Annotated in this window: 19 protein-coding genes; 10 read left to right on the top strand and 9 right to left on the bottom strand. The window is 45.4% G+C overall.

Going from position 1 to position 23,371, the window contains the following annotated elements:
• Positions 1-246 precede the first annotated feature (246 nt).
• On the top strand, positions 247-2,859 hold the full coding sequence (ppsA, locus tag MHB78_RS12770; protein ID WP_046131403.1) for a phosphoenolpyruvate synthase: 2,613 nt from the start codon (positions 247-249) through the stop codon (positions 2,857-2,859).
• Positions 2,860-3,240: 381 nt separating this feature from the next.
• Here the strand turns inward: ppsA and MHB78_RS12775 are convergent, their stop codons facing one another.
• The 5 genes from MHB78_RS12775 to MHB78_RS12795 form a co-directional block, all read right to left on the bottom strand.
• Positions 3,241-3,492 (bottom strand): hypothetical protein, encoded by a 252-nt coding sequence (locus MHB78_RS12775; protein WP_046131402.1) that lies wholly within the window; start codon positions 3,490-3,492, stop codon positions 3,241-3,243.
• 208 nt (positions 3,493-3,700) lie between these two features.
• Positions 3,701-4,207 (bottom strand): GNAT family N-acetyltransferase, encoded by a 507-nt coding sequence (locus MHB78_RS12780; protein ID WP_046131401.1) that lies wholly within the window; start codon positions 4,205-4,207, stop codon positions 3,701-3,703.
• Between the two features lie 25 nt (positions 4,208-4,232).
• A complete protein-coding gene (locus MHB78_RS12785; RefSeq protein WP_046131400.1) occupies positions 4,233-4,493 on the bottom strand; it encodes a YnfE family protein in 261 nt (86 codons plus the stop codon).
• A 133-nt stretch (positions 4,494-4,626) separates the two neighbouring features.
• A complete protein-coding gene (locus tag MHB78_RS12790; RefSeq protein WP_231947492.1) occupies positions 4,627-6,111 on the bottom strand; it encodes a cellulase family glycosylhydrolase in 1,485 nt (494 codons plus the stop codon).
• A 462-nt stretch (positions 6,112-6,573) separates the two neighbouring features.
• Positions 6,574-6,945, bottom strand: a complete 372-nt coding sequence (locus MHB78_RS12795) for a DUF1360 domain-containing protein (RefSeq protein WP_046131398.1) — start codon at positions 6,943-6,945, stop codon at positions 6,574-6,576.
• A 169-nt stretch (positions 6,946-7,114) separates the two neighbouring features.
• Here MHB78_RS12795 and ric point away from each other — a divergent pair, with 169 nt between their 5' ends.
• A complete protein-coding gene (gene ric, locus MHB78_RS12800; protein ID WP_046131397.1) occupies positions 7,115-7,828 on the top strand; it encodes an iron-sulfur cluster repair di-iron protein in 714 nt (237 codons plus the stop codon).
• Between the two features lie 259 nt (positions 7,829-8,087).
• Here ric and MHB78_RS12805 read toward each other — a convergent pair whose 3' ends face one another.
• From MHB78_RS12805 to MHB78_RS12815, 3 genes are all read right to left on the bottom strand, one after another.
• Positions 8,088-10,442 (bottom strand): nitric-oxide reductase large subunit, encoded by a 2,355-nt coding sequence (locus MHB78_RS12805; protein ID WP_046131396.1) that lies wholly within the window; start codon positions 10,440-10,442, stop codon positions 8,088-8,090.
• Positions 10,443-10,584: 142 nt separating this feature from the next.
• Complete coding sequence (locus MHB78_RS12810; RefSeq protein ID WP_046131395.1) at positions 10,585-11,253, bottom strand: Crp/Fnr family transcriptional regulator; 669 nt, start codon at positions 11,251-11,253, stop codon at positions 10,585-10,587.
• 41 nt (positions 11,254-11,294) lie between these two features.
• Complete coding sequence (locus tag MHB78_RS12815; RefSeq protein ID WP_231947465.1) at positions 11,295-11,612, bottom strand: DUF2164 domain-containing protein; 318 nt, start codon at positions 11,610-11,612, stop codon at positions 11,295-11,297.
• A gap of 139 nt (positions 11,613-11,751) precedes the next feature.
• Here MHB78_RS12815 and MHB78_RS12820 point away from each other — a divergent pair, with 139 nt between their 5' ends.
• Both MHB78_RS12820 and MHB78_RS12825 read left to right on the top strand, forming a co-directional pair.
• Positions 11,752-12,939 (top strand): nitrate/nitrite transporter, encoded by a 1,188-nt coding sequence (locus MHB78_RS12820; protein WP_046131394.1) that lies wholly within the window; start codon positions 11,752-11,754, stop codon positions 12,937-12,939.
• A 164-nt stretch (positions 12,940-13,103) separates the two neighbouring features.
• Complete coding sequence (locus MHB78_RS12825; protein ID WP_046131393.1) at positions 13,104-13,817, top strand: Crp/Fnr family transcriptional regulator; 714 nt, start codon at positions 13,104-13,106, stop codon at positions 13,815-13,817.
• Between the two features lie 93 nt (positions 13,818-13,910).
• On the opposite strand, the gene MHB78_RS12830 is transcribed toward MHB78_RS12825, so the two are convergent.
• Positions 13,911-14,633 carry a YwiC-like family protein gene (locus MHB78_RS12830; RefSeq protein WP_046131392.1) on the bottom strand — a complete coding sequence of 241 codons (723 nt, stop codon included), beginning with the start codon at positions 14,631-14,633 and terminating at the stop codon, positions 13,911-13,913.
• A 146-nt stretch (positions 14,634-14,779) separates the two neighbouring features.
• On the opposite strand from MHB78_RS12830, the gene MHB78_RS12835 reads away from it, so the two are divergent.
• The 6 genes from MHB78_RS12835 to narH all read left to right on the top strand — a co-directional run bounded on the left by MHB78_RS12835 (position 14,780) and on the right by narH (position 23,370).
• Positions 14,780-15,247 carry a Crp/Fnr family transcriptional regulator gene (locus tag MHB78_RS12835; protein ID WP_046131391.1) on the top strand — a complete coding sequence of 156 codons (468 nt, stop codon included), beginning with the start codon at positions 14,780-14,782 and terminating at the stop codon, positions 15,245-15,247.
• A 108-nt stretch (positions 15,248-15,355) separates the two neighbouring features.
• Positions 15,356-16,459, top strand: coding sequence for a TIGR04053 family radical SAM/SPASM domain-containing protein (locus MHB78_RS12840; RefSeq protein ID WP_046131390.1), 1,104 nt, complete (start codon positions 15,356-15,358; stop codon positions 16,457-16,459).
• 90 nt (positions 16,460-16,549) lie between these two features.
• Complete coding sequence (locus MHB78_RS12845; RefSeq protein WP_046131389.1) at positions 16,550-16,807, top strand: DUF1858 domain-containing protein; 258 nt, start codon at positions 16,550-16,552, stop codon at positions 16,805-16,807.
• The gene (locus MHB78_RS12850; protein WP_046131388.1) at positions 16,791-18,035 is read left to right on the top strand and encodes a DUF438 domain-containing protein; all 1,245 of its coding nucleotides are present in this window, start codon (positions 16,791-16,793) and stop codon (positions 18,033-18,035) included. The genes MHB78_RS12845 and MHB78_RS12850 overlap by 17 nt, the downstream gene beginning before the upstream one ends.
• 189 nt (positions 18,036-18,224) lie before the next feature.
• The gene (locus MHB78_RS12855; RefSeq protein WP_046131387.1) at positions 18,225-21,911 is read left to right on the top strand and encodes a nitrate reductase subunit alpha; all 3,687 of its coding nucleotides are present in this window, start codon (positions 18,225-18,227) and stop codon (positions 21,909-21,911) included.
• A complete protein-coding gene (gene narH / locus MHB78_RS12860) occupies positions 21,901-23,370 on the top strand; it encodes a nitrate reductase subunit beta (RefSeq protein WP_046131386.1) in 1,470 nt (489 codons plus the stop codon). Before MHB78_RS12855 ends, narH begins: the two co-directional genes overlap by 11 nt.
• The last annotated feature ends 1 nt before the right edge of the window (position 23,371 follow it).

A 23,371-nucleotide genomic window follows, 5' to 3' on the forward strand; every position in this document is an offset into this window, starting at 1 on the left:
ATTGAAGCAGTCTTTTTTCCGCTTGTCGGCTCGAACCAAGTTTTGCTGTGACTAATGATAGCGCGAAATTAAGAAAGAACCTGGACGTTTTTACCAGGTTCTTTTTATATTGCACGAAAACAGACACGATGATATAATCAGATTACGTTTGTTTTCCGTCAAATAGCATAAGTATCCTATCTTACATTTTAATTGTACCATGCCGGAAAGCTCTTGTCAAATTTTTTTTCGAAGGAGAGATGGAGAATGAGTTCTTTGGTTCTCGGTTTTCACGTAATGGAAAAAACACAGCTTTTGCTCGTTGGGGGAAAGGGGTTACATTTAGGGGAATTATCAAAAATTCAAGGAATACAAGTGCCAGAAGGATTTTGTGTCACAACAGCAGGATATCAAAAAGCAATCAAACAAAATGAAACGTTCCAAACGTTGTTGGATCAACTGACCAAGCTAAAAGTGGAAGATCGGGATCAAATTGGTGAAATCAGCAGGAAGATTCGAAAAACCATTATGGAAGTAGAAATTCCTTCCGATGTTGTGAAAACAGTTGTTCACTATCTCTCCCAGTTTGGCGATGAACATGCTTATGCCGTGCGTTCTAGTGCGACTGCTGAAGATTTGCCGCATGCCTCTTTTGCCGGTCAACAAGACACCTATTTAAATGTCATCGGCAAAAAAGCAATTTTGCAGCACATCAGCAAATGTTGGGCATCCCTATTTACGGACCGCGCGGTCATCTACCGTATGCAAAATGGATTTGACCACAGTCAAGTTTATATATCCGTTATCATCCAAAAGATGATTTTCCCGCAGGCTTCAGGGATTTTATTTACCGCTGATCCCGTTACTTCCAACCGAAAGCTGCTATCCATCGATGCCGGTTTTGGACTTGGAGAAGCGCTGGTCTCCGGCTTGGTATCTGCCGATTGTTATAAAGTACAGAAAGGGGAAATCGTCGAGAAGAGGATCGCAACCAAAAAATTGGCGGTCTATGGACGAAAAGAAGGCGGAACGGAGACAAAGCAGATCGATCCCGATCAGCAAAAGACGCAAACACTTACTGACCGGCAAATTTTACAACTGGCACGCATCGGAAGACAAATCGAATCTTATTTCGGCCAGCCGCAAGATATCGAATGGTGTTTGGCCGATGATACATTTTATATTGTCCAGAGCCGGCCGATCACAACTTTATACCCGATCCCTGAAGCGGATGATCAGGAAAATCACGTTTATGTATCTGTTGGTCACCAACAAATGATGACAGCCCCCATGAAACCATTGGGATTGTCTTTTTGGCTATTAACGACTTCAGCAAACATGCGCATAGCTGGCGGAAGGTTGTTTGTTGATGTTGCACCTCTGCTGGCTTCACCTGCCAGCAGAGAAACTATATTAAAACTTGGACAATCCGATCCGCTCATAAAAGACGCACTCGTGACCGTGCTAGAGCGAGGAGATTTTATAAAAAAGTTACCAAATGATGAAAAAGAAATGGGCCCCGGTAAAAACACAAAAAGTATGCCGCCTGCGGATTATCAAACATTAAAAGACTACGATCCGACAATCGTTTCTGATTTGATTAAACGCAGTCAAACATCGATAGAAGAGTTAAAACAAAAAATCCAAACAAAATCAGGAACGGATCTGTTTGATTTTATTCTGGAAGATATCCAGCAATTAAAGAAGAGTTTATCTGATCCACAAAGCTTTGGTGTAATTATGACAGCCATGAATGCTTCATCATGGATCAACGAAAAAATGAACGAGTGGTTAGGTGAAAAAAACGCAGCAGATGCGCTTTCTCAATCTGTACCAAACAATATTACTTCAGAAATGGGCTTGGCGCTACTCAATGTCGCAGATGTGATTCGTCCTTTTCCAGAGGTAATTGATTACTTACAACATGTAAAAGATGATAACTTTTTGGATGAATTGGCTAAGTTGGACGGCGGACGCGAAACCCGAGACGCGATCTATGATTATCTCAGCAAATACGGAATGCGTTGTCCCGGAGAAATCGATATTACGAAAACCCGATGGAGCGAAAAACCAATTACACTTGTCCCGCTGATTCTGGGTAACATCAAAAACTTTGAACCTAATGAAAGCCATCGGAAATTTGAACAAGGGCGGCGTGCGGCTTTGCAAAAAGAACAAGAAATAGTAGAGCGATTGAAGCAATTGCCGGATGGTGAGCAAAAAGCCAAAGAAACTAAACGAATGATCGGCCTCATCAGGAATTTCATAGGCTATCGGGAATATCCAAAATACGGCATGATTCATCGCTACTTCGTTTATAAGCAGGCTTTACTGAAAGAAGCCGAAAAACTCGAACAAGCGGACGTTATTCTCGAAAAAGAAGATATATACTATCTCACTTTTGAAGAACTTCACGAAGCCGTACGCACAAATACAGTAGATTACCAGATCATCAGCAAACGTAAAGACGAGTACAAATTATACGAAAAACTAACTCCACCGCGCGTTATCACGTCTGATGGCGAAATCATTGCAGGTGAGTACAAACGAGAGAATCTCCCGGACGAAGCTATTGCAGGTCTTCCTGTTTCTTCCGGAGTGATAGAGGGACGAGCGCGTGTCATCTTAAACATGGAAGATGCTGACCTGGAAGATGGGGATATTTTGGTCACCGCCTTTACGGATCCCAGCTGGACACCATTGTTTGTATCCATCAAAGGCCTGGTCACCGAAGTCGGCGGCCTGATGACCCATGGAGCAGTTATCGCACGTGAATACGGCTTGCCAGCCGTTGTCGGAGTAGAGAATGCTACCAAACTGATAAAAGATGGACAACGAATTCGCGTGCATGGAACCGAAGGCTATATCGAAATATTATAATGGCTGTCTATTGCACATAAAAGCCTTATTAACAAAATCAACAAATATCACTCATAAAAAGAACTCTCCGGATTCGGAGAGTTCTTACATTTTTATCCGCATGTTTGCGCGTGGTGTCAGCTGCACTGGTATTACAGCGGCTGGAGAAGAAAACGAGAACACCAAAACGATTAGTAAGATGGGTAACACATGAGAAAACGGCGCAATTGTCAACAAAACAGAACAGTAAGATCAATTTGACCTCTCTTTTCAAATCTCATTCTAGTTTACATAATATATATTCTCGGAAGTTAAACTTGTAAGAGAAATTCCGTCTCGAAATATTAAGTATACTAGAAAATTGAGACGGAATTTCAAAATTTAGAATGAATTACGATTTAATTACTTATATACGTAGCAAGTTCCATCAATAACTGTTACACATGTATATGTTCTAGAATAAGATTTGCCGTTACTGTCTCTAAAGAAAACAGTTACAGTGCCGTTGCCGTTCCACTGGAATTGATATGCATCTGGATATTTGTCCCGAATCGGAGTTAAATCCGGTGCTGCACTTGCAGGTAATCCGGATACTAACAAAGCCCCGGCAACTGCCAAAGCTCCCACTGCTTTTTTGAATTTGCTTTTAAACATAACACACATCCCCTTTTCGTTTTTTACCTATTAAATGCTTGTCCATTTAATAGACACCTTGATATTACCACTGCGAGGATGAAAAATTTGTCATATTGTGTAGGATTGAGAAAAAATTCAAAAATTAAACATATTTTTACATTTAATTAATAAACGATCTGTTTATGAGTTCTTCATCTTGCAATCGGTGAAAAGCCAATTTGATATTTTATTTTCCCGCCGCATACACAACAATTTCTTTCCCCCATTTACGTATATGTTTTTCCGGCGTCATGCCGATCCGTTCGGCAACTTTTCTGGAAGCCAGATTGTTAACGTCGATTAAAGACACGAGTTTTTGAACGTTCATGTTTTTAAATCCGTACCGTTTACATGCTGCGGCGGCTTCAGTTGCGTAGCCGTTTCCCCAGACGCGCCTTGCAAACGAATAGCCGAGTTCCATTTCGCGGACGCCTTCGACTTCCTGCGGAACGATGCCGCATTGTCCCAAAAATTCGCCCGTTTCTTTATGCTCGACGATCCAAAGCCCTGTGCCGTGTTTTGCGTAATTGTTTAGCATCTTAGCGATCCATTCGATCGTTTGCTTTTCATCTTTTGTCGACGGATAGTATTCCATTGCGATTGGATCAGAAAAAATCTCCAGCAAATTGCAAACGTCTTTTTTTGTCATGTTTCGCAATGTGAGCCTCTCAGTCGTTAAAACGATGTCTTTCATCGGTTTTCCTCTCCTTAGAAGTTGCTTATGACGGAGAAATCAGTTCATTATAAACCGTTTCCAATTCTTCTAATGAAATATCCCCGTATGTGCACTTGATCACCGCATCGGCGAATTCGTCGTAGTCGTCATCTGTAGAAAAGCCTTGCTGCAGCTTTTTCGCGTAAGCGTCGATTTGTTCCTTTTGTTTTCGAACGTCTTTTTCCTTACCCGGATAATCCGGTCCGTTGATCAAGCTGCTGTTTTCTTTGACCAGCAGCATGTACTGTTTTAACGTTTCATTCATTTTCCTGGTCACCCGTCCTTTCTATTCTAATGTTCCTGTTTTGCTCCGCCCGTATCCCCTTTTACAAAAATCTTCCTCTATCATACCACATGCCGGACTGAAAAAACGGACACCATATCGGTGTCCGTTAGACTTATTTAGGCTCTGTTCCCCAAATCAGCTTGCCGTTTTCATACAATGTGATTTTTTTAGTATTTTTAAAAGTGGTTGTTGAGTTTGTAAAGGAATAATCGCCGTTTTGTGCGTAATTGCTCCAGCCGTCATTGTGAAGGCGGATCTGGATTTCCCCGGTACTTGCTCCCGGTGAGAGCGTTCCGTTTTTAAAACCGAGTTCAAGATACGTATCTGCGCCCTTTACGGATTTCGCTAATTTCACGAATTTGTGAGAAATGTTGCTGCAGCCGATTTGAGCGTAGTCGCAGTCGAAATTTTGTCCTTTGCCGTTCGCTTTATACCAGTAGCGGACCGTCACTTTCTTTAAATCAACCGTTTTTTTGCTGTTGTTTTTAATGTTGAGCTGCGGGCGGATTTGGTTGCCGTTCACATTCCCGTCCCCCGCTCTGTATTGTACAGCGACGCTGTTTCCCTGTTTGCCGCTGTTTTGATCAGAGTTTCCTTTGTCTTTTGAATCAGAGTTATCTTTGTCCTTTGAGCCGGAATCAGGGCTGTCTTGTGAGCCGGAGTTATCTTGAGAGCTCCGGATATTCTCCCTTACGAATTTTCCTGAGGCAGATAAGTCAGACAGCTTCCACCCTCCTGTTTTAGACGCTCCAGGATTTAAAGCGGCGGATGATTCCTGTTTGTCGGAAAGGCTCCAGTTGACCCAGCTGATTTTCTTGCTGTTTAGATATGTCAGCCATTCCCGAGACTGGTCAAGGTATACTCCTCCGTTTCCGGAAGCGTCGCTTGTCCCCCATTCGGTAACGAAAATCGGAGCGCCTTTGCTCAGTGCATAATTCGCTTTATCTCTTAAAGATTGGCCGTGTGTTCCTGCGTAAAAGTGAAGCGAATACATGACATTGGCGTCTTTCAATTGATTATCTGCTGCATCGTTGACATCCTGGCTCCACGTTCCTGTTCCGACGATGATGATGTTATCCGGATCGTTTTTGCAGATCACTGAAATCACTTCTTCCGCATACGGCTTGATATCGCGGTTCCAGTTTACATCACCGTTCGGTTCGTTGGCGATTTCATAAATGACGTTCGGCGTATTTCCGTAAAGGCTCGACATTTCTTTGAAAAACTCTTTAGCCTTTGCTTTATTTTGATTCGGGTTGCCGTCGCTTAAAATATGCCAGTCGATGATGACATAGATGCCGAGTTCTTTTGCCGCTTCAACAGCTTCTTTGACTTTGTTTTTAACGGACGGATTATCGATGTAGCCGCCCTCACCCGTGTACATGGCTGCACGGAAGACATTGATGCCCCAGTCATCTCTTAGCCATTTTAAGCTCGATTTATTGACATAATCACCGTACCACTGCAAACCGTGCGAGCTGATCCCTTTCAATTGGACCGCTTTTCCGCTTTGATTGACGAGCTGAGTACCTTTAATCTTAAGCTGGCCGTTTGCGGCAACCGGCGTTTTGGAAGCGGCTGCTGCCGCTGGCGCCATTGCTCCGCTGAAAACGAGCGCTATTATCGCAAAACATGCAATAATTGAACGTTTGACATGTTGCATTCTTTTCCCTCCAAAATGAAAATTTTAAAAGTATGCCGTTTTACGGGTGCTTCTCCCTCCTTTTCACGTTTATGGCACGATCCTGATTCTAAAAATCTTTTCGTTAATCGTCCATCAACCATATTGCTTGTTTTTAAGGTCTTGAAAATCTATCAATTTCCTCTTTTCGTATTGATGAGGAGGGCAGAATGCTATTTTAATGTAACGTTCAACACGAAACGAACAGGACTTCCCACATTTATTTTCTATATATTCTTAATTTTATGAATACAGTTCAGGATACTTCATTGAATGAAAAAACGATTTTTAGGAATAAAGCTCCAAAAAATCGCCATGTTTTTCACCTATATTTTGTGACGCTTTAAAGACAAAAAATAAAATCAACCTGCTACAACGTTATTTCTTTACGTCAGCTAAAAATCCGATGAGCTTCGTTCCGATTCCGACAAATGTTTCAAGGATCGCCTGTGCGCCCGCTATCGACAAAATAAAAATGACCGGGGTGCTCGCTTTCGGAATGAGCAGATAGCCGAGACCGATGATAATTGCGCACCAAATCCCTGCGCACCAATAGCAATTCAGCAAATAGCCGACGTTTGATTTGGGTACTTTTTTCACGTCGACATGGCCTTTTTCATCGATGATTTTCTTGTTCTTCATAAACGGCTTTCGGATAAACTCTGTGATTTTGTCAAAGACAATCAAATGGGTTAACCGATAGCTGGCGAGAATCAGCATCACATACGTAAGCCACGATATATCCTCCATCCTGAGCCTCCAATTATACGAAAGTGTCTATGTTTAGGTATTCCCGATTCTTCTTGACTTATTGCGCTTTATGCGATTTTTTCGGAATGTGATGTAGATCACGAATTTCTCTTTGTAATCGCGATACATTTAACCTGGAACATCATTATAAGCATCAGGAGGTTTTATAATGGATACAATCTTTGATCAAACAACGAAAACCGGTGATATTGTTGCGCGTTTTCCAAGAGCCAGCCGGCTGTTAAAGGAATATCGAATTGATTTTTGCTGCGGCGGGAACCGTCCGATCGCAGAAGCCATTAAAGAACAAAATTTAAACGCTGAAGAAGTATTATCAAAAATCAATGCACTATACCAGGAGACGAAAGAGTTAAATGAAAAAGAAACAAATTGGAACGAAGCCTCCTATTCCCGGTTGATTGATTATGTGGTTCAGACCCACCATGCTTATTTGTTTGAAGTGCTTCCTGAACTGTCAGGCTTTGTCACAAAGGTATACCGCGTCCACGGCACCCATCATCCGGAGCTGGCCAAAGTTCACCAATTGTTTCATCAGCTCAAGGCTGAATTGGAGCACCATTTGATTCAGGAGGAAGAACAGATCTTTCCGAAAATCAAATCTTACGAAGAAACAAAGTCAGAAGCGCACTTAGCTGAAGCAGTAAAGGCGATCGATGTGCTTGAACAAGAGCATGAGGCCTGCGGAAATATTTTGAAAGAGCTCAGAAAAGCAACCAATGACTATTCCCTTCCTGAAGGGGCCTGCACGACATATACACTGACTTACTTAAAACTCGATGAATTGGAAACAGACATTTTTCAGCACATTCATTTAGAAAATAATATTTTGTTCCCTCGTTTAGAGGCCGAAGCAAAGCAATAGAAAAGAAAAGTCTATTATGGGGGAAGCACTTGCTCTGTCACATTCTGTTTTCCCCTAAATCTTGTAGTAGCGAAGCCCATGCAGCTGTTTTACATCTGCAAAGCTTCGCTCTATTATTTTGTCTGGCTTTTTTTTAATCTTCTCCTTATGTTCCTCTTGAGACAAATTCTTTTTGATCATCGTATTGAAACTTACACTTTGGATCATTTAGAAAAAACAAAAGCTGCCGAGAAAATCTCGACAGCTTGATCAAGGTTTTTTAATCCTCTGACGCAATGTCTTTTACAGGCAATGCTTCTCCTTCCCGATGCGTCGGCTTGCGGAGATGGAACAATGCCTTGATGCTGAAAATCAGAAGCAGCACAATACCGATCAAAAAGACGGTATCTGGAACAGCACGCCATGTAAGCAGCGTCTGAACTGCGTCCTGCTGCAAAAACCCGGGCGCCCTTGAGCTCCAATATCCTTCTTCAAATGCTTTTTTCAATTGAAGAAAGCCGACCGGAAGCAAGCTGATAAAGACCATTCCGAACAAGCCGATGTTCAGTGTCCAGCATGCGATTTTCAGCCATTTATCATTCCATGCACGAGGTTTGACGATATTGCGCAATGTGTACAGCCAAACGGCAATAGCGAACATACCGTATACTCCCATCATCGCCCCGTGTCCGTGGGCAGGCGTTAAAAACTGGCCGTGTTCAAAATAGCTTACGGCAGGAAGGTTGATTAAAAAGCCCAATACGCCTGCACCGACCAGATTCCATATGGCCGTAGAAATTAAAAACCAGAATGTTGCTTTATAAGGGAAATGATGCCCCCCATCCCTCATCATCTTGTATTGTTCATAAGCTTCCAGGACGAGCAGTGTAAGCGGAATAACCTCTAAGCAGGAGAAAACCGAACCGAGCCCGATCCATATTTCTGATGAGCCGTTGTAATAATAATGGTGTCCGATTCCGATTACACCGCTTCCCAACAGCAATATCAGCTGAAAGTAAAGCGCTCTGACGGTTGACTTTTTCGTCACCAAATTCATCTGTACCAGCAAAAAGCCGATGACAACGACGGCAAACACTTCAAAGATCCCTTCCACCCATAAGTGGATGATCCACCAACGCCAAAAATCGGACATCGTGATGCTTGTACCGGGGTTGAACATAAAGGCGGCGCCGTAAAACAGAGGTATGGCGATTGATGAATAAAACAGCAAATGAATCAAACCGCCTTTATCCGTCTCTTTTTTAAGGCCGCGCTTAATGCCCCTGAAGACGATAAACAGCCAAATCAGCATGCCCAGTGCGAGTATGATCTGCCAGAATCGGCCCAGTTCAATATATTCCATTCCTTGATGGCCGAATAAAAACCAATTGTTCCCCAAATAGCCTTTCGCACCGAGCCATTCTCCGACGATCGAGCCGCCGACAAGAAAGATCAGCGCCCAGAACAAAATATCGACGAGTAAACCTTGTCTTTTCGGCTCCCTGCCGCCGACAAGCGGAGCCGCAAAAATTCCCATGCCAAGCCATGAGGTCGCAATCCAAAAGATTGCAAGCTGCAAGTGGTACCCTTTGGCGATGCTAAATGGAAGCAGATTTCTGATCCAATCGATGCCAAAGAAGCTGTCAGGCTCGATATAATAGTGGGCAAGCAATGCCCCCAGCATGGCCTGAACAAAGAACAGCAGGGAAACAACGGCAAAATACTTCCCTGTTTTGACTTGCGATAAAGTGAGCGGCTGCTTCTCCAAATCAAAGGCCGGGAATTTCCCTTCTTGATAAGCCTCCTTCATTCCAAGCTTGTAGCGGTAAAACACAAATAAGATGATGCCGACAAATAAAATAAGAATCGTAACGCTGGCGCCGCTCCACCACACCGCGGCAAATGACATCGTATTGCCGGCTTCTTCATCATACGGCCAGTTGTTTGTATAGGTGATGTCATCCCCGGGCCTCAATGTGCTGGACAGCCAGGCCGTCCAAAAGATAAAATCAGAAACCTGTTTGATCTGATCCCCGCCCGAAATCCAAGCTCTGTTGCGGTCAGGCATATGGCTTTCCTTGATCAAACCAGACTCAAGCCCCCAGCCATCGCCTTTTGTAAATACTTTGCGGTAATGAGTGCGCACTTTTTCGAGTCCGTAGACTTGGGCCTGAGTCAGCTGTAATGTGTCGGAATCTTTGTTATAGCGGTTTTTTCTCATTTTACTGATCACTTTACTGCGGATCACAGACTGCTTTTCATCGGAAAGCTTTTCAAAGCGTTTTCCATATTGCTCCTGCGCTTTAAAGTCCTGCATCCCTTTTGTATAAATGTTCAGGGCTTCTGCCGTATAATCGGGCCCCATGTAAGATCCGTGGCCCAAAATGGTCCCGTAATCCATGAGCGCATATTTTTGAAAGACGGCCTGTCCACCCTTGATCGACGATTTTGTCATCAGCACCTCGCCGTTTGGAGCGGACACTTCAAGCGGTCTTGGCGCAAGCCCCTTGAAGATCCAATATCCTCCCAATAACAACACCGAAAAACTTGCAATCAGCGTAAAAACGAGAACCGATTTCAAAAATCCGTTTTTTGCCGGCTTCTTGTTTGGCACCGTCTCCCTTTGAACTTCCATCTGATTCACTCCTTTCTTATTTGCATGTCCTAAGATACTGGATATGCATCACACCGGTTGTGAACCAGATCACTTAAATGATGGCAGATTTGTGAATTAAAAAAACAGGCTTTCCATTGAAAAAGGAGAGCCTGTTTTTTATTTATTCACAGCCGTTCAGCCATTCCTGATCATGTATCATAATGCCGCTTCTGTCGGAGGAAAGCAGTTTTTTCTTTTTCATTTCATTAAGGGTCCTGTTAATTGTTTCCCTTGATGTTCCGACCATATTCGCAAAGTCCTGATTGGTAATCGGCAGATTAATATAAATGCCTTCTCCTTTTTTGACCCCGTGTTCATCTCCCAGCTTCTTTAAAGCGTGAGTCAGGCGGTGCTGGACGTCTTTTGAAATAAATCCTTGAATGCGTTCCTGCAGATCAAGGATTTTTTTTCCCATGATTTGCATGACTTTCATTGTCATCTCCGGGTATTTCATGAGCAGTTCATTAAAATCGTCAATGCGGATGACGATCAATTCGGTTTCTTGGACTGCTTCAGCCGTTGCCGGATATGGGGAGCGGTCAAAAAAACCGACGTGCGGAAACATATCTCCGCTTTGTAAAAGCGAAATCACTTGTTCATTGCCTTCTTCATCAATCTTATAGGTTTTCACAAGTCCTGATTTGACGAAAAAAACGGCTTCCCGCTCTTCCCCTTCCATAAACACAAACACTCGCGGCTGATATTTCCGCTTTATCGCAATCTGTTCGATTTGGCTGAATTCTTCGCCATTCAAACCGCTGAAAATCAGAAACTGTTTCAGAAACTCCATTTAAACCTTCAATCCCTTCAGGCATTTTGCCAGGTCTTCCTTTAAATGCGCCTTTCAAGCGCAAAAAGCTCCTCTTCCATCGCTGCCGCTTTTTCTTCAACAACCCTGCGGCTGTCTTTAAGCGCCTGATTATAAAAGTAGGGGCCCAGCTTTTCCTTTATGAATTCAAACGTCTGAATCGCCGCAATATCGCCGATTTCCTCCCCTCTTTCTTCATAATAAAAACGCTTGATCTCACTCATGACTGCTTGTTTTTCTTCTTGTGTCAGCTGTAAAAGCATAAATCGCACTCCTTTTATTTTCATGATAAACGAAAATGTTAAATCAATGAACGAATATTTTTTGTAGAACCAATTCATTCTTTTGCCCCCGCCTCTTAAACATCAATCAATCCGATTGCCGTGTGATGTTGTTCACAATGTTTGTTGAAGACTTTTTGTAAGATAAACATGCTAATGAAATATTACATTTTTCCCTTTTGAAAGGAGCAAAGCCGTCATGGTAAATCGTCAAAAATTGCAGTTGCCGCTGCAGTCATTTAGTTTGGTGGCAGGATTTATGGCTTGGGTGTTGATTTCATCTTTAATGCCTCATATTAAAAAGGATATTCCCCTGACTGAAGGCGAGATTTCCCTGGTTACCGCTATCCCGGTCATACTTGGGTCGCTGCTTCGGATACCGCTTGGGTACTATACAAACAAATTTGGGGCGCGATTAACGTTCATGATCAGTTTTTTGCTGCTCCTGTTCCCGATTTTTTGGATCAGTGCAGCTGATTCATTGTCCGATTTAGTCATCGGCGGATTTTTCCTGGGGATCAGCGGAGCGGTCTTCTCGATCGGAGTAACATCTTTGCCAAAGTATTATCCGAAAGAAAAACACGGTTTTATCAATGGGATTTATGGAGCCGGAAACATTGGAACGGCAATTACCACGTTTGCCGCTCCCGTTATCGCCAAAACCGCGGGGTGGCCGAATACGGTTCGAATGTATCTGATCCTGGTCGCTGCATTTGCTTTGCTGAACTTTTTATTTGGAGACAAGAAAGAACCGAGGGTTACAGTTTCGGTAAAAGAGCAAATGAAAGCCGTCTATCAAAATCAAAAACTATGGTTTTTAAGTCTGTTTTACTTTATCACATTCGGTTCTTTTGTGGCGTTCACAGTCTACCTTCCGAACTTTCTTGTGAACCACTTCGGACTTGATCCGGTTGATTCAGGCCTCAGAACCGCCGGCTTTATCGCCGTCGCGACTTTTCTCAGACCTGTCGGGGGATGGCTTGGAGATAAGTTCAACCCGCTGAAGCTCTTAATGTATGTTTTCGCAGGCTGTACGCTGTCCGGAATTTTACTGGCCTTCTCGCCGAATCTAGGACTCTACGGATTCGGGGTACTGACAGTCGCCGTATGCGCCGGAATCGGAAACGGAGTCGTCTTCAAATTAGTGCCGCTTTATTTTTCGAAACAAGCCGGAATCGTCAATGGCATCGTTTCGGCAATGGGCGGTTTAGGCGGATTCTTCCCGCCGCTCATCCTGTCAAGCGTCTTTCAGGCGACAGGCCATTATGCGATCGGATTCATGGCTTTGTCTGAAGCGGCCCTTGCCAGCTTTGTCATCGTGGCATGGATGTATTTTCAGGAATCGGGGAAAACATCGTCAAGGACAGACACACGCGATGTCCAATAAGCGCACTTCATACGAAAGACCTGAGACTATTGCTCTCAGGTTCTTTTTCTGTGACAATCGGATTATGTTCACAAGATTGTTATTACTTTCGAGACCCTTCAGGCTTATTTAACGGTACAATAAAACTGTTTTCATATGATTTTCTTTAAAAGGGGTGACGCTCGATGAATGTGACTGTTCGAAAATCTGATACAGATCTGCTTTCCGCTGACTTGTACCGGTTATTGGAATCGATCAGCACCAAAAGAAAAATCCGACAAAATACTTATCTTTTTCAAGAAGGTATGGATGCAGAAGAGCTGTATCTCATTCAGTCAGGGCTCGTCCAAATTGGCAAATTGACGTCCGACGGAAAAGAACTGACACTAAGAATGTGCAAAAAGAATGATATTGTAGGAGAGCTGACGCTTTTCACTGATGAAGCAAAATATATGCTGAGCGCAAAGATCCTCTCAGACGGCGAAGTAATGGTCATTAAAAAAGATAAACTCGAAAAAGAACTGATTCAAAACGGTGCGATGACTTTTGAATTTATGAAATGGATGAGTACTCATTTGCGCAAGATTCAATCGAAAATCCGCGATCTCCTGCTCAATGGGAAAAAAGGCGCGCTGTATTCAACGCTGATCCGCCTCGCGAACAGCTACGGCATTACGAGGAGTGACGGCATTCTCATTAACATCGTGCTGACAAACCAGGATTTGGCGAAATTTTGCGCGGCTGCAAGAGAAAGCATCAACCGGATGCTGAGTGACCTGCGGAAAAGCGGCGTCATCTCGATTGAAGAATCCGGAAAAATCGTCATCCACAAGCTGAACTACTTAAAACGCGAAATTGACTGCGAAAACTGCCCGATTGAAATATGCAACATCGACTAAAAGGGAAAACAGGGCCCCGGCTTGGAAACGGCCCGGTTGACTGCTTCCTTTGCGGCAAACGGAAACAAGGACAAGAACCGTCCTTGTTTTTATTTATGTGTTCAGCAAAAAGGCGCCTATCGCGAACATAAAAAAACAGGCATTCAGCAACTCAAGGATGCCGATTTTCTTAACTGTAAGCTTTTTGCCGTATAAATACCATGCCCTCAAGCTGCTCGGAATAAAAGCAATAACCGCCCAGCCCGCTCCAAAAGCCAAAGATAAAAAAGGCAGTGCAGCATGATAGCCCCATGAATAATATTGAAACCGCTTGTTTTTCTTCTCGCGGATCATCGATTTTACGTAAAAGGCGCTACCGACAAAAAACAAAATCGACTGGAAGAAAACGAACCATGCGCAGCCGTCGAGATGTTCCGCCCCTGCCCAATATCCGAGAAGCCCCCCGGATGCAAAAACGATGATCGCTGCGACATCATTCAGGAGCGCCCTGTCATTGTTTCCTTTCGCATAGTAAAGGTTGACGAGAAAAAGCGGAAACAGAGACAATCCGACCCAGGCAAGCTCAGGAAGCGTCCATACTGCGGCCAGCAGGAAAAGCAAGGCCGGTATGCTGTAGACAGCCGCCCATTTTTGATAGAAAGCGGTCTTTTTCTTTTTCACCATCATCGTGACGGGAAAAGCGGCAAGGTACAGAAACAGCCAGCCGGCAAACAGCGGGATATGCCGCATATGCATTCCCCCGCCGATCACTCCGAGGAGAAAAGGAATCACAAGCATTGCCCAGGCACCATGCTGTTTTGGTATCAACATTTTCATAAAAAGTCCTCCCTTCCTTCTCTTCCATTATAAAAACTTTATGCCTGCCAGAGAGTGACATTTTTCATACAAGTGTGAATTATATCACTGCCTTTTTCTGGCTGCCGCTCTATACTGTAGCTACCTACATAGAAGGAGGACAATCAATGGACCGGTTTGACCACTTGTTATTTCTGAAAAATCTTCCTATGTTTCTGGGAGTTCCTCTTCCCATCATTAAAAGGCTTCTGAAAAACGGAAGAGTGATCGATATCGGATCGTCCCGTCCTTGCCGATCGTTTCTGCATTCTCAATCCGTCTATTTTGTTTTGAAAGGTGAAGTTTATTTTGCGGACAAAAGGCTTCCCGAGGAATCCCGCATCATCGCCGAGTGGGAAAAAGGCGATGTATTTCCCATTGATCAAAAGGGAGAACCTTTTTTGTCTCCGTTTATTTCTGTTAAAACTGCCGCTGACACCGCTGTGCTTGAAATTCCTTTTACGATATTCAAAAAAATGATGACGTACAATCACCAACTGCAAATGAACTTTCTCAAACTTCTCCAGCAAAATTTATACTTTTCCTATCAATTATTTTTGCGCTACCTCCGTTCCGCCCCGGAAGATGCCAATTGAGAAGGGCTTCTCCCCTTCTCTCCCCTTTTAGATGTGATCTACTTAACATTTCTGCTTCTCTTTTTCCGATACGATGGACTCGAATGTGAAGGAAAGGACAGATGACAGATGATACAGTGCAATTTTCATGAGGCTCCGTTTATCGTAATTTGGGAGCTGACAAGAGCCTGTGAGCTGAAATGCCTCCATTGCCGGGCTTCGGCGCAACACTATCGCGACCCGAGGGAGCTCTCGCTTGAAGAAGGAAAAGCGTTAATCGATGAAATCTACTTGATGAACAATCCTATTTTAGTGCTGACCGGCGGTGATCCGCTCATGCGGGAGGACGTCTTTGACATCATTCAATACGCCGTCCAAAAAGGCGTCCGCATTTCCATGACGCCGAGCGCGACGCCAAATGTGACGAAGGAAGCCATCAAAACCGCCAAAGATATCGGCTTATCCCGCTGGGCGTTCAGCTTAGACGGACCCAACCGCAAGATCCATGATCATTTTAGAGGAACAGACGGTTCTTTTGATTTAACGATGAAAGCGATTCGATACATTCATGAATTCAATCTTCCGCTGCAGATCAATACCGTCATTTCAACGTATAACATCGATTATTTGGAGGAAATGGCAAAGCTGATTGAACAACTGAATTGTGTGCTGTGGAGCGTGTTTTTCCTCGTTCCGACCGGACGTGCCCATCGGGATGACATGATTTCAGCCGTACAACATGAAAAAGTGTTTCTTTGGCTCAGCCGTTTGGCAAAGGAAGCACCGTTTGATATTAAAACAACGGCAGCCCAGCCCTACAGACGGGTTGTCATCCAGCAAAAAATGCGGGAGGCCAAAGACCCCGATCTTCAGATCCGCTATGAGGATGCGCTTGAAAAAGGCAAAATTGACGCGATCGGCGGATTAGGGCGTGCGCCTAAAGGCGTCAATGACGGAAACGGCTTTTTGTTTATCTCCCATATAGGCGATGTATATCCAAGCGGCCTATTGCCCGTAAAAGCCGGAAACGTCCGAAAACAGCCGCTGTCAGAGATTTACCGGGAGTCGCCCGTTTTCAAAGAGTTGCGAAACCCCGACGGATATAAAGGCAAATGCGGAATCTGCGAATTCCGGCATGTCTGCGGCGGATCACGTTCACGCGCCTATGCATTGACCGGCGATTATTTGGAAAGCGACCCGAGCTGCATCTATATTCCGAAGGCATTGCGCTAGAAAATGTGACCTGGATCACAAAGACTTTGGTGCACTTGTATTATCGTTATATATGAGAATGATCATCAATTTCAAAGGATGTGATTCCTGTTGAACAAGACATTGAATTTAAACGCTTCGGTCTACGACCTTTGCACATTGCATCCTGAGCTGAAAAACTTGATGAAAGACATCGGTTTTGATCACATCTCAAAGCCTGGAATGCTTGAAACTGCCGGCCGCATCATGACGATCCCAAAGGGTGCCCGGCTGAAACAAATCGACTTGGCGCACGTCTTGGATGCATTAAGGGAACACGGTTTTGAACCTGTTTTTGGAGAGGAGACGAACAATGAGCGAAATCATTAACAACAGAGAAATTCAGCAAGACTTATCAAATGAAAGAATGCAGCAGCTGAAAGACATCATCATCGCCCTTCATAAAGGAACACCCTATGATGAAGTAAAAAAACGATTTCAGCAAGCTTTCGGCTCGGTCGATCCGGAGGAGATCGCCCATCTGGAACAGGCGTTAATGAAAGAAGAAGGCATCGCGCCTGAAGAGATCCAAAAGCTGTGTTCCGTTCATGCGGACGTTTTTAAAGGATCGATCGAACACATTCATAAGCCGGAGGCTGACAAGATGCCGGGCCACCCGGTTCATACATTTATAAAGGAAAACAAAGAAATCGACCTCCTGCTGAATTTTAAAATCCAGCTTCATTTGGAACGATTCGAAAAAGAAGACAGCGGAGAAAACATTTTGAAGCTGATCAGCGATTTAAATCTGCTGGCCGACGTTGACAAGCATTACAGCAAAAAGGAAAATCTGCTCTTCCCCTACCTTGAAAGGTACGGCATCACAGGCCCAAGCAAAGTGATGTGGGCGATTGATGACTTCATCCGCAAAAGCATTAAAGAAACGAAAGCGCTATTGGAAAACTACACGTCTGACAAAAAAGACGACATCATCCGCGAGCTCGGCTTTATCATAAAGGAAGGCACAGAGATGATCTATAAGGAAGAGAACATTCTGCTGCCGATGGCGCTTCGGACATTGACTGAAGACGAATGGCTGAAAATAGCGGCCGAAAGCGGCGACATCGGCTACTGTCTGACAGAGCCTGAAGCCGAGTGGAAACCTGAACGCCATCAGCTCAATACAGCAAATGAAAAAGCCGGTGACGGATACGTCCGCCTCCCCACCGGCATCTTATCCGTTAAACAGCTTGAACAAATGCTGAACCATCTCCCCGTTGATTTGACGTTTATCGACGAACATGATGTTGTCCGTTATTTTTCCCACGGCAAAGAACGGATTTTCGCCAGGACAAAAGCCGTGATCGGCCGAACCGTGCAAAACTGCCATCCGCCGGCAAGCGTCCACATCGTCAACAAACTTCTCGACGATTTTAAATCGGGCAAAAAAGATGCAGAAGATTTTTGGATCAAATTCAAAGACAAATACGTTTACATCCGCTACTTTGCCGTCCGTGACGAAAACGGCAAGTACGTCGGCACACTGGAATTCACCCAAAACATCGCCCCGATTCAAGACATTTCAGGGGAAAAAAGAATATTAAGCTCTGAAGAGTAAGATCGGTCCGCTTTCTATATTAAAAGAAAGCGGGCTTTTTTTCGGGTTCCCTCCTCCCCTCTTCCTTTCTCTTATTTTTTGTGACAACTTTGTGAAATGCATCAACCTTGTGACAAAGTTAACAAGGTGCCGTTCTTCCTCCGTATATAGTGGAAGTAGCACCACTGACTCAAGAGGAGTGAAACCGCAATGAAGAAAAAGAAAACGAGCCCAATTCTCAGGAGATTAAACTTTTTCTCTCCGATCGAGCATCATTCCAATAAACACAGCCAGACTTCTTATGAAGACCGGGACTGGGAAGATGTATACAGAAGAAGATGGCAGCACGACAAAGTAGTACGTTCGACCCACGGGGTCAATTGTACAGGGTCGTGCAGCTGGAATATTTACGTGAAAAACGGGATCGTCACCTGGGAGGGCCAGCGCCTTGACTATCCTTCAACAGGTCCTGATATGCCTGACTTTGAACCGCGCGGCTGTCCGCGGGGAGCCAGCTTTTCCTGGTACATTTACAGCCCGCTCCGCGTGAAATACCCGTATGTCAGAGGCGTGCTTATCAACATGTGGCGGGAAGCTCTAAGCAAGCACAACAATCCTTTAGACGCATGGAAATCGATCGTCGAAAATCCCGAAAAAGCAAAAGCCTATAAACAGGCGCGGGGAAAAGGCGGATTTGTCCGGGCTGAATGGGGAGAAGTGCTCAAATTGATCTCGGCTTCCCTCCTTTATACCGTCATGAAATACGGACCTGACCGCAATGTCGGCTTCTCGCCGATTCCGGCTATGTCTATGCTCAGCCATGCAGCCGGCTCCCGTTTTATGTCGCTGATCGGCGGTCCGATGCTCAGTTTCTATGACTGGTATGCCGACCTCCCTCCCGCATCCCCGCAAATTTGGGGAGATCAGACGGATGTGCCGGAAAGCAGCGATTGGTACAATTCCGGCTACATTATGACTTGGGGGTCAAATGTCCCGCTTACGAGAACCCCTGATGCACACTTTTTGGCCGAAGCCCGATACAAAGGTGCGAAGGTGATTTCCATCAGCCCCGATTATGCGGAATCGACAAAGTTTGCCGACGACTGGCTGAGCGTTAGACAAGGAACCGACGGAGCGCTTGCAATGGCAATGGGACACGTCATCCTGCAGGAGTTTTACGTCAACAATGAGACGAAGCGCTTTATTGACTATGCGAAACAATATACGGATTTTCCGTTTTTGGTGACGTTGAAAAAAGAAGGCGGACAATTTACGGCTAGCCGTTTTCTCCATGCGAAAGACATTGGCCGCATAACTGAACATGACGAGTGGAAACCGGCCGTCTGGGATGAAGAAACAGACGATTTCGCCATACCTCAAGGAACGATGGGCTCACGCTGGGACGGCAAAGGAAAATGGAATTTGCGCATGATTGATGAAGATACGGAAAAGCAGATTTCTCCGCGGCTTTCCATGCTCGGAAAAGAAGATATGATCGGCACGGTCAAAATTCCTTATTTCTCCCATGATGGGAACCGAGTGCTTGAAAGACCCCTTCCGATCAAAAAAATGAATGTGAACGGCGAGGAAGTCTTTGTCTCCACCGTGTTTGACCTGACGCTCGCAAACTACGGCGTCAACCGCGGGATCGGCGGGCAGGCTGCCGAGTCGTTTGATGATCCAGAACCGTTCACACCGGCCTGGCAGGAACAGATCACAGGCGTCGATCGCAGCCAGGTGGTCAAAATCGCAAGAGAATTCGCGCAAAACGCCATCGATACAGACGGCCGCTCAATGATTATCGTCGGCGCCGGTATTAACCACTGGTTCAACTCTGACACCATTTACAGAGCGGTATTGAATCTCGTGCTCCTTGTGGGCGCGCAAGGCGTCAACGGCGGCGGATGGGCCCACTATGTCGGCCAGGAAAAGCTCCGCCCGGCCGAAGGATGGCAGACGATTGCCATGGCAAAAGACTGGGGCGGCCCTGCAAAGCTGCAAAACGGCACTTCATTCTTCTATTTTGCCACTGACCAGTGGCGCTACGAAGATGAGCCGGTCACAGGCCTCGCCTCCCCGATCGTCAAATCGTCACGCTATAAGCACCATGCCGATTATAACGTGCTGGCGGCAAGGCTCGGATGGCTCCCGTCGTATCCGACATTCGAAAAAAACGGCATTGATTTATACGAGGAAGCTGCGCAATCAGGTGCCGAAAACGCTAAAGAAGTCGGAGCCTATATCGCCAAACAGCTTGAGGATAAAAAGCTCAAATTTGCGATTGAAGACCCTGACAATGAAAAGAATTTTCCGAGAAACCTTTTCGTTTGGAGAGCGAACCTAATTTCAAGCTCCGGCAAAGGCCACGAATATTTTCTGAAGCATTTGCTCGGCACGACGAACGGGTTAATGAATGAGGATCATGACAGCATCCGGCCGGATGAAATCACCTGGCGGGACGAAGCGCCTGAAGGCAAGCTCGACCTGTTGATCAATCTCGACTTCAGAATGGCCGGCACCGCCCTGTACTCTGACATCGTGCTGCCTGCGGCCACATGGTATGAAAAGCACGATCTCAGCAGCACGGATATGCATCCGTTCATTCATCCGTTTAATCCGGCGATTTCGGCTCCTTGGGAAGCAAAATCCGACTGGGATATCTTTAAAGCATTGGCCAAAGCGGTCTCCGAATTAGCCGAGGAAGTCGACATGAATCCGGTGAAAGAAGCAGTCGCTTCTCCCCTCCTTCACGACACTCCTCAGGAAATGGCTCAGCCATTGGGGAAAATCAAAGACTGGAGCAAAGGGGAATGCGCGGCTGTTCCAGGAAAAACGATGCCGCAAATTCATGTCGTCGAACGCGATTACAAACAGATATTCAATAAAATGACGGCGCTCGGGCCAAATGTCGTCAAACAGCCTTTCGGTACAAAAGGAATGAACTGGTCAGTCGAAGAGGAATACAACTCCCTGAAAAAAATACTCGGAGTAGTAACCGAAGACACCGTGGCAAAAGGCTGTCCGATTATCAATGATGCGAAACAGGCCGCTGAAGCCGTTTTGACCCTTTCGTCTACTTCAAACGGAAAGGTAGCCGTAAAAGCGTGGGAATCGCTTGAAAAAATTACGAATCTCGAATTGAAAGATTTAGCTGAGGAGCGGGAAGAAGAACATTTTACTTTTGAGCAAATAACGGCTCAGCCGAAAACCGTTATCACCTCCCCTGCTTTCAGCGGGTCTGAAAAAGGCGGACGCCGCTATTCTCCATTTACGACAAATGTTGAAAAGCTGATCCCGTGGAGAACAGTGACCGGCAGACAGTCTTTTTATCTCGATCACGAAATGATTACAGAATTCGGCGAAAACATGGCGACGTTTAAACCGATCCTCATCCATCGCCCGTTCTTGAACAAGCGCCCGGCGCAAGAAGGCAAAGAAATCGTTTTGAACTATTTAACGCCGCACAATAAATGGTCGGTTCACAGCATGTATTTTGACTCCCTGCCGATGCTCACCCTTTTCAGGGGCGGTCCGACGGTTTGGATGAATAAGGACGATGCAGCTGAAACCGATATTCAAGATAACGATTGGATCGAATGCTTCAACAGAAACGGAGTCGTCGTCGCCCGCGCTGTCGTCTCGCACCGCATCCCGAAAGGAATGGCGTTTATGCACCATGCCCAGGACAGACATATCAACGTACCTGGTACAAAGCTGACGAACAACCGCGGCGGCACCCATAACAGCCCGACCCGCATCCACGTCAAACCGACGCAAATGATCGGCGGCTACGGACAGCTCAGCTACGGCTTCAACTACTACGGGCCAACAGGAAATCAGCGCGACCTCAATGTCGTGATCAGAAAATTGAAGGAGGTCGATTGGCTTGAAGATTAAAGCGCAAATCGGAATGGTCATGAACCTGGATAAATGCATCGGCTGCCACACATGCAGCGTTACGTGCAAAAACACATGGACAAACCGTTCCGGTGCAGAATATATGTATTTCAACAATGTCGAAACAAAGCCGGGCATCGGCTACCCGAAACAATGGGAGAATCAAGATAAATATAAAGGCGGCTGGGAGCTTAAAAAAGGAAAGCTCCAGCTGAAATCGGGCGCAAAAGCAACAAGGCTGATGAATTTATTTTACAACCCGTATCAGCCGACGATCGACGATTACTATGAGCCTTGGAACTATGATTATGAAACGCTGACAAACAGTCCGGAGAAAAAGCATCAGCCTGTCGCAAGGCCGAAGTCTTCCATTACGGGAGACTTCATGAACCTCGAATGGGGCCCGAACTGGGAAGATGACCTCGCCGGCGGACATATCACAGGACTTGAAGACCCGAATGTTCAAAACATGGAACAATCGATTAAAACTGAATTTGAAGATGTCTTTATGATGTATCTTCCGAGAATCTGCGAACACTGCATCAATCCGGCATGCGTCTCTTCCTGCCCTTCAGGCGCGATGTACAAACGCGAAGAAGACGGGATCGTCCTCGTCGATCAGAATGCATGCCGTTCATGGAGACATTGTGTATCATCATGTCCTTATAAAAAAGTGTATTTTAATTGGCAGACGAACAAGGCGGAAAAATGCACACTATGCTTCCCCCGCTTAGAAGCCGGACTGCCGACGATCTGTTCCGAGACTTGTGTCGGCAGAATCCGCTACCTCGGCGTTATGCTCTATGACGCCGACAAAGTCCAGGAAGCCGCATCAGCCGAAAATGAAAAAGACTTGTATCATTCACAGCTGGACGTTTTCCTTGATCCGAATGATCCCGCTGTCGCAGAAGAAGCGAAAGCCCAAGGCATTCCGGCGGAATGGATTGAAGCAGCACAAAAATCGCCGATCTACAAAATGATTATCGATTGGAAGATCGCGCTGCCTTTGCATCCGGAATACCGGACATTGCCAATGGTATGGTACATTCCGCCGCTCAGCCCGATCATGAACATGTTTGAAGGAAAAGGAACGGCCCAATCGGCGGAAGATATTTTCCCTGCCATCGATCAAATGAGAATTCCGATTGAATACTTGGCGAATTTGCTGACGGCCGGAGATACGTCCCATATCAGAACTACATTAAAGAAAATGTCGGTCATGCGCATGTACATGAGGTCAACCCAGACAAATAAACCGATGAATTCTGACCTGATTGCATCTACTGGCTTGACAGAACAGCAGATTGAAGAAATGTACCGTCTGCTAGCGATCGCGAAGTACGACGACCGCTTCGTCATTCCGACCTCACATCGCGAAGAAGTGGCAGACCTATATATGGAACAAGGAAGCTGCGGATTGTCATTTGCCGGAGGCCCCGGCTCCTGCCAAAACATATAAA

This window comes from Bacillus sp. FSL K6-0138, from assembly GCF_037982765.1.
Taxonomy (GTDB): domain Bacteria; phylum Bacillota; class Bacilli; order Bacillales; family Bacillaceae; genus Bacillus; species Bacillus glycinifermentans.

Bases quoted from the DNA above. Each gene is read 5' to 3' on its own strand.
- ppsA (WP_046131403.1), top strand. From the start codon at position 247: ATGAGTTCTTTGGTTCTCGGTTTTCACGTAATGGAAAAAACACAGCTT.
- MHB78_RS12775 (WP_046131402.1), bottom strand. From the start codon at position 3,492: ATGTTTAAAAGCAAATTCAAAAAAGCAGTGGGAGCTTTGGCAGTTGCC.
- MHB78_RS12780 (WP_046131401.1), bottom strand. From the start codon at position 4,207: ATGAAAGACATCGTTTTAACGACTGAGAGGCTCACATTGCGAAACATG.
- MHB78_RS12785 (WP_046131400.1), bottom strand. From the start codon at position 4,493: ATGAATGAAACGTTAAAACAGTACATGCTGCTGGTCAAAGAAAACAGC.
- MHB78_RS12790 (WP_231947492.1), bottom strand. From the start codon at position 6,111: ATGGCGCCAGCGGCAGCAGCCGCTTCCAAAACGCCGGTTGCCGCAAAC.
- MHB78_RS12795 (WP_046131398.1), bottom strand. From the start codon at position 6,945: ATGGAGGATATATCGTGGCTTACGTATGTGATGCTGATTCTCGCCAGC.
- ric (WP_046131397.1), top strand. From the start codon at position 7,115: ATGGATACAATCTTTGATCAAACAACGAAAACCGGTGATATTGTTGCG.
- MHB78_RS12805 (WP_046131396.1), bottom strand. From the start codon at position 10,442: ATGGAAGTTCAAAGGGAGACGGTGCCAAACAAGAAGCCGGCAAAAAAC.
- MHB78_RS12810 (WP_046131395.1), bottom strand. From the start codon at position 11,253: ATGGAGTTTCTGAAACAGTTTCTGATTTTCAGCGGTTTGAATGGCGAA.
- MHB78_RS12815 (WP_231947465.1), bottom strand. From the start codon at position 11,612: ATGAATTGGTTCTACAAAAAATATTCGTTCATTGATTTAACATTTTCG.
- MHB78_RS12820 (WP_046131394.1), top strand. From the start codon at position 11,752: ATGGTAAATCGTCAAAAATTGCAGTTGCCGCTGCAGTCATTTAGTTTG.
- MHB78_RS12825 (WP_046131393.1), top strand. From the start codon at position 13,104: ATGAATGTGACTGTTCGAAAATCTGATACAGATCTGCTTTCCGCTGAC.
- MHB78_RS12830 (WP_046131392.1), bottom strand. From the start codon at position 14,633: ATGAAAATGTTGATACCAAAACAGCATGGTGCCTGGGCAATGCTTGTG.
- MHB78_RS12835 (WP_046131391.1), top strand. From the start codon at position 14,780: ATGGACCGGTTTGACCACTTGTTATTTCTGAAAAATCTTCCTATGTTT.
- MHB78_RS12840 (WP_046131390.1), top strand. From the start codon at position 15,356: ATGATACAGTGCAATTTTCATGAGGCTCCGTTTATCGTAATTTGGGAG.
- MHB78_RS12850 (WP_046131388.1), top strand. From the start codon at position 16,791: ATGAGCGAAATCATTAACAACAGAGAAATTCAGCAAGACTTATCAAAT.
- MHB78_RS12855 (WP_046131387.1), top strand. From the start codon at position 18,225: ATGAAGAAAAAGAAAACGAGCCCAATTCTCAGGAGATTAAACTTTTTC.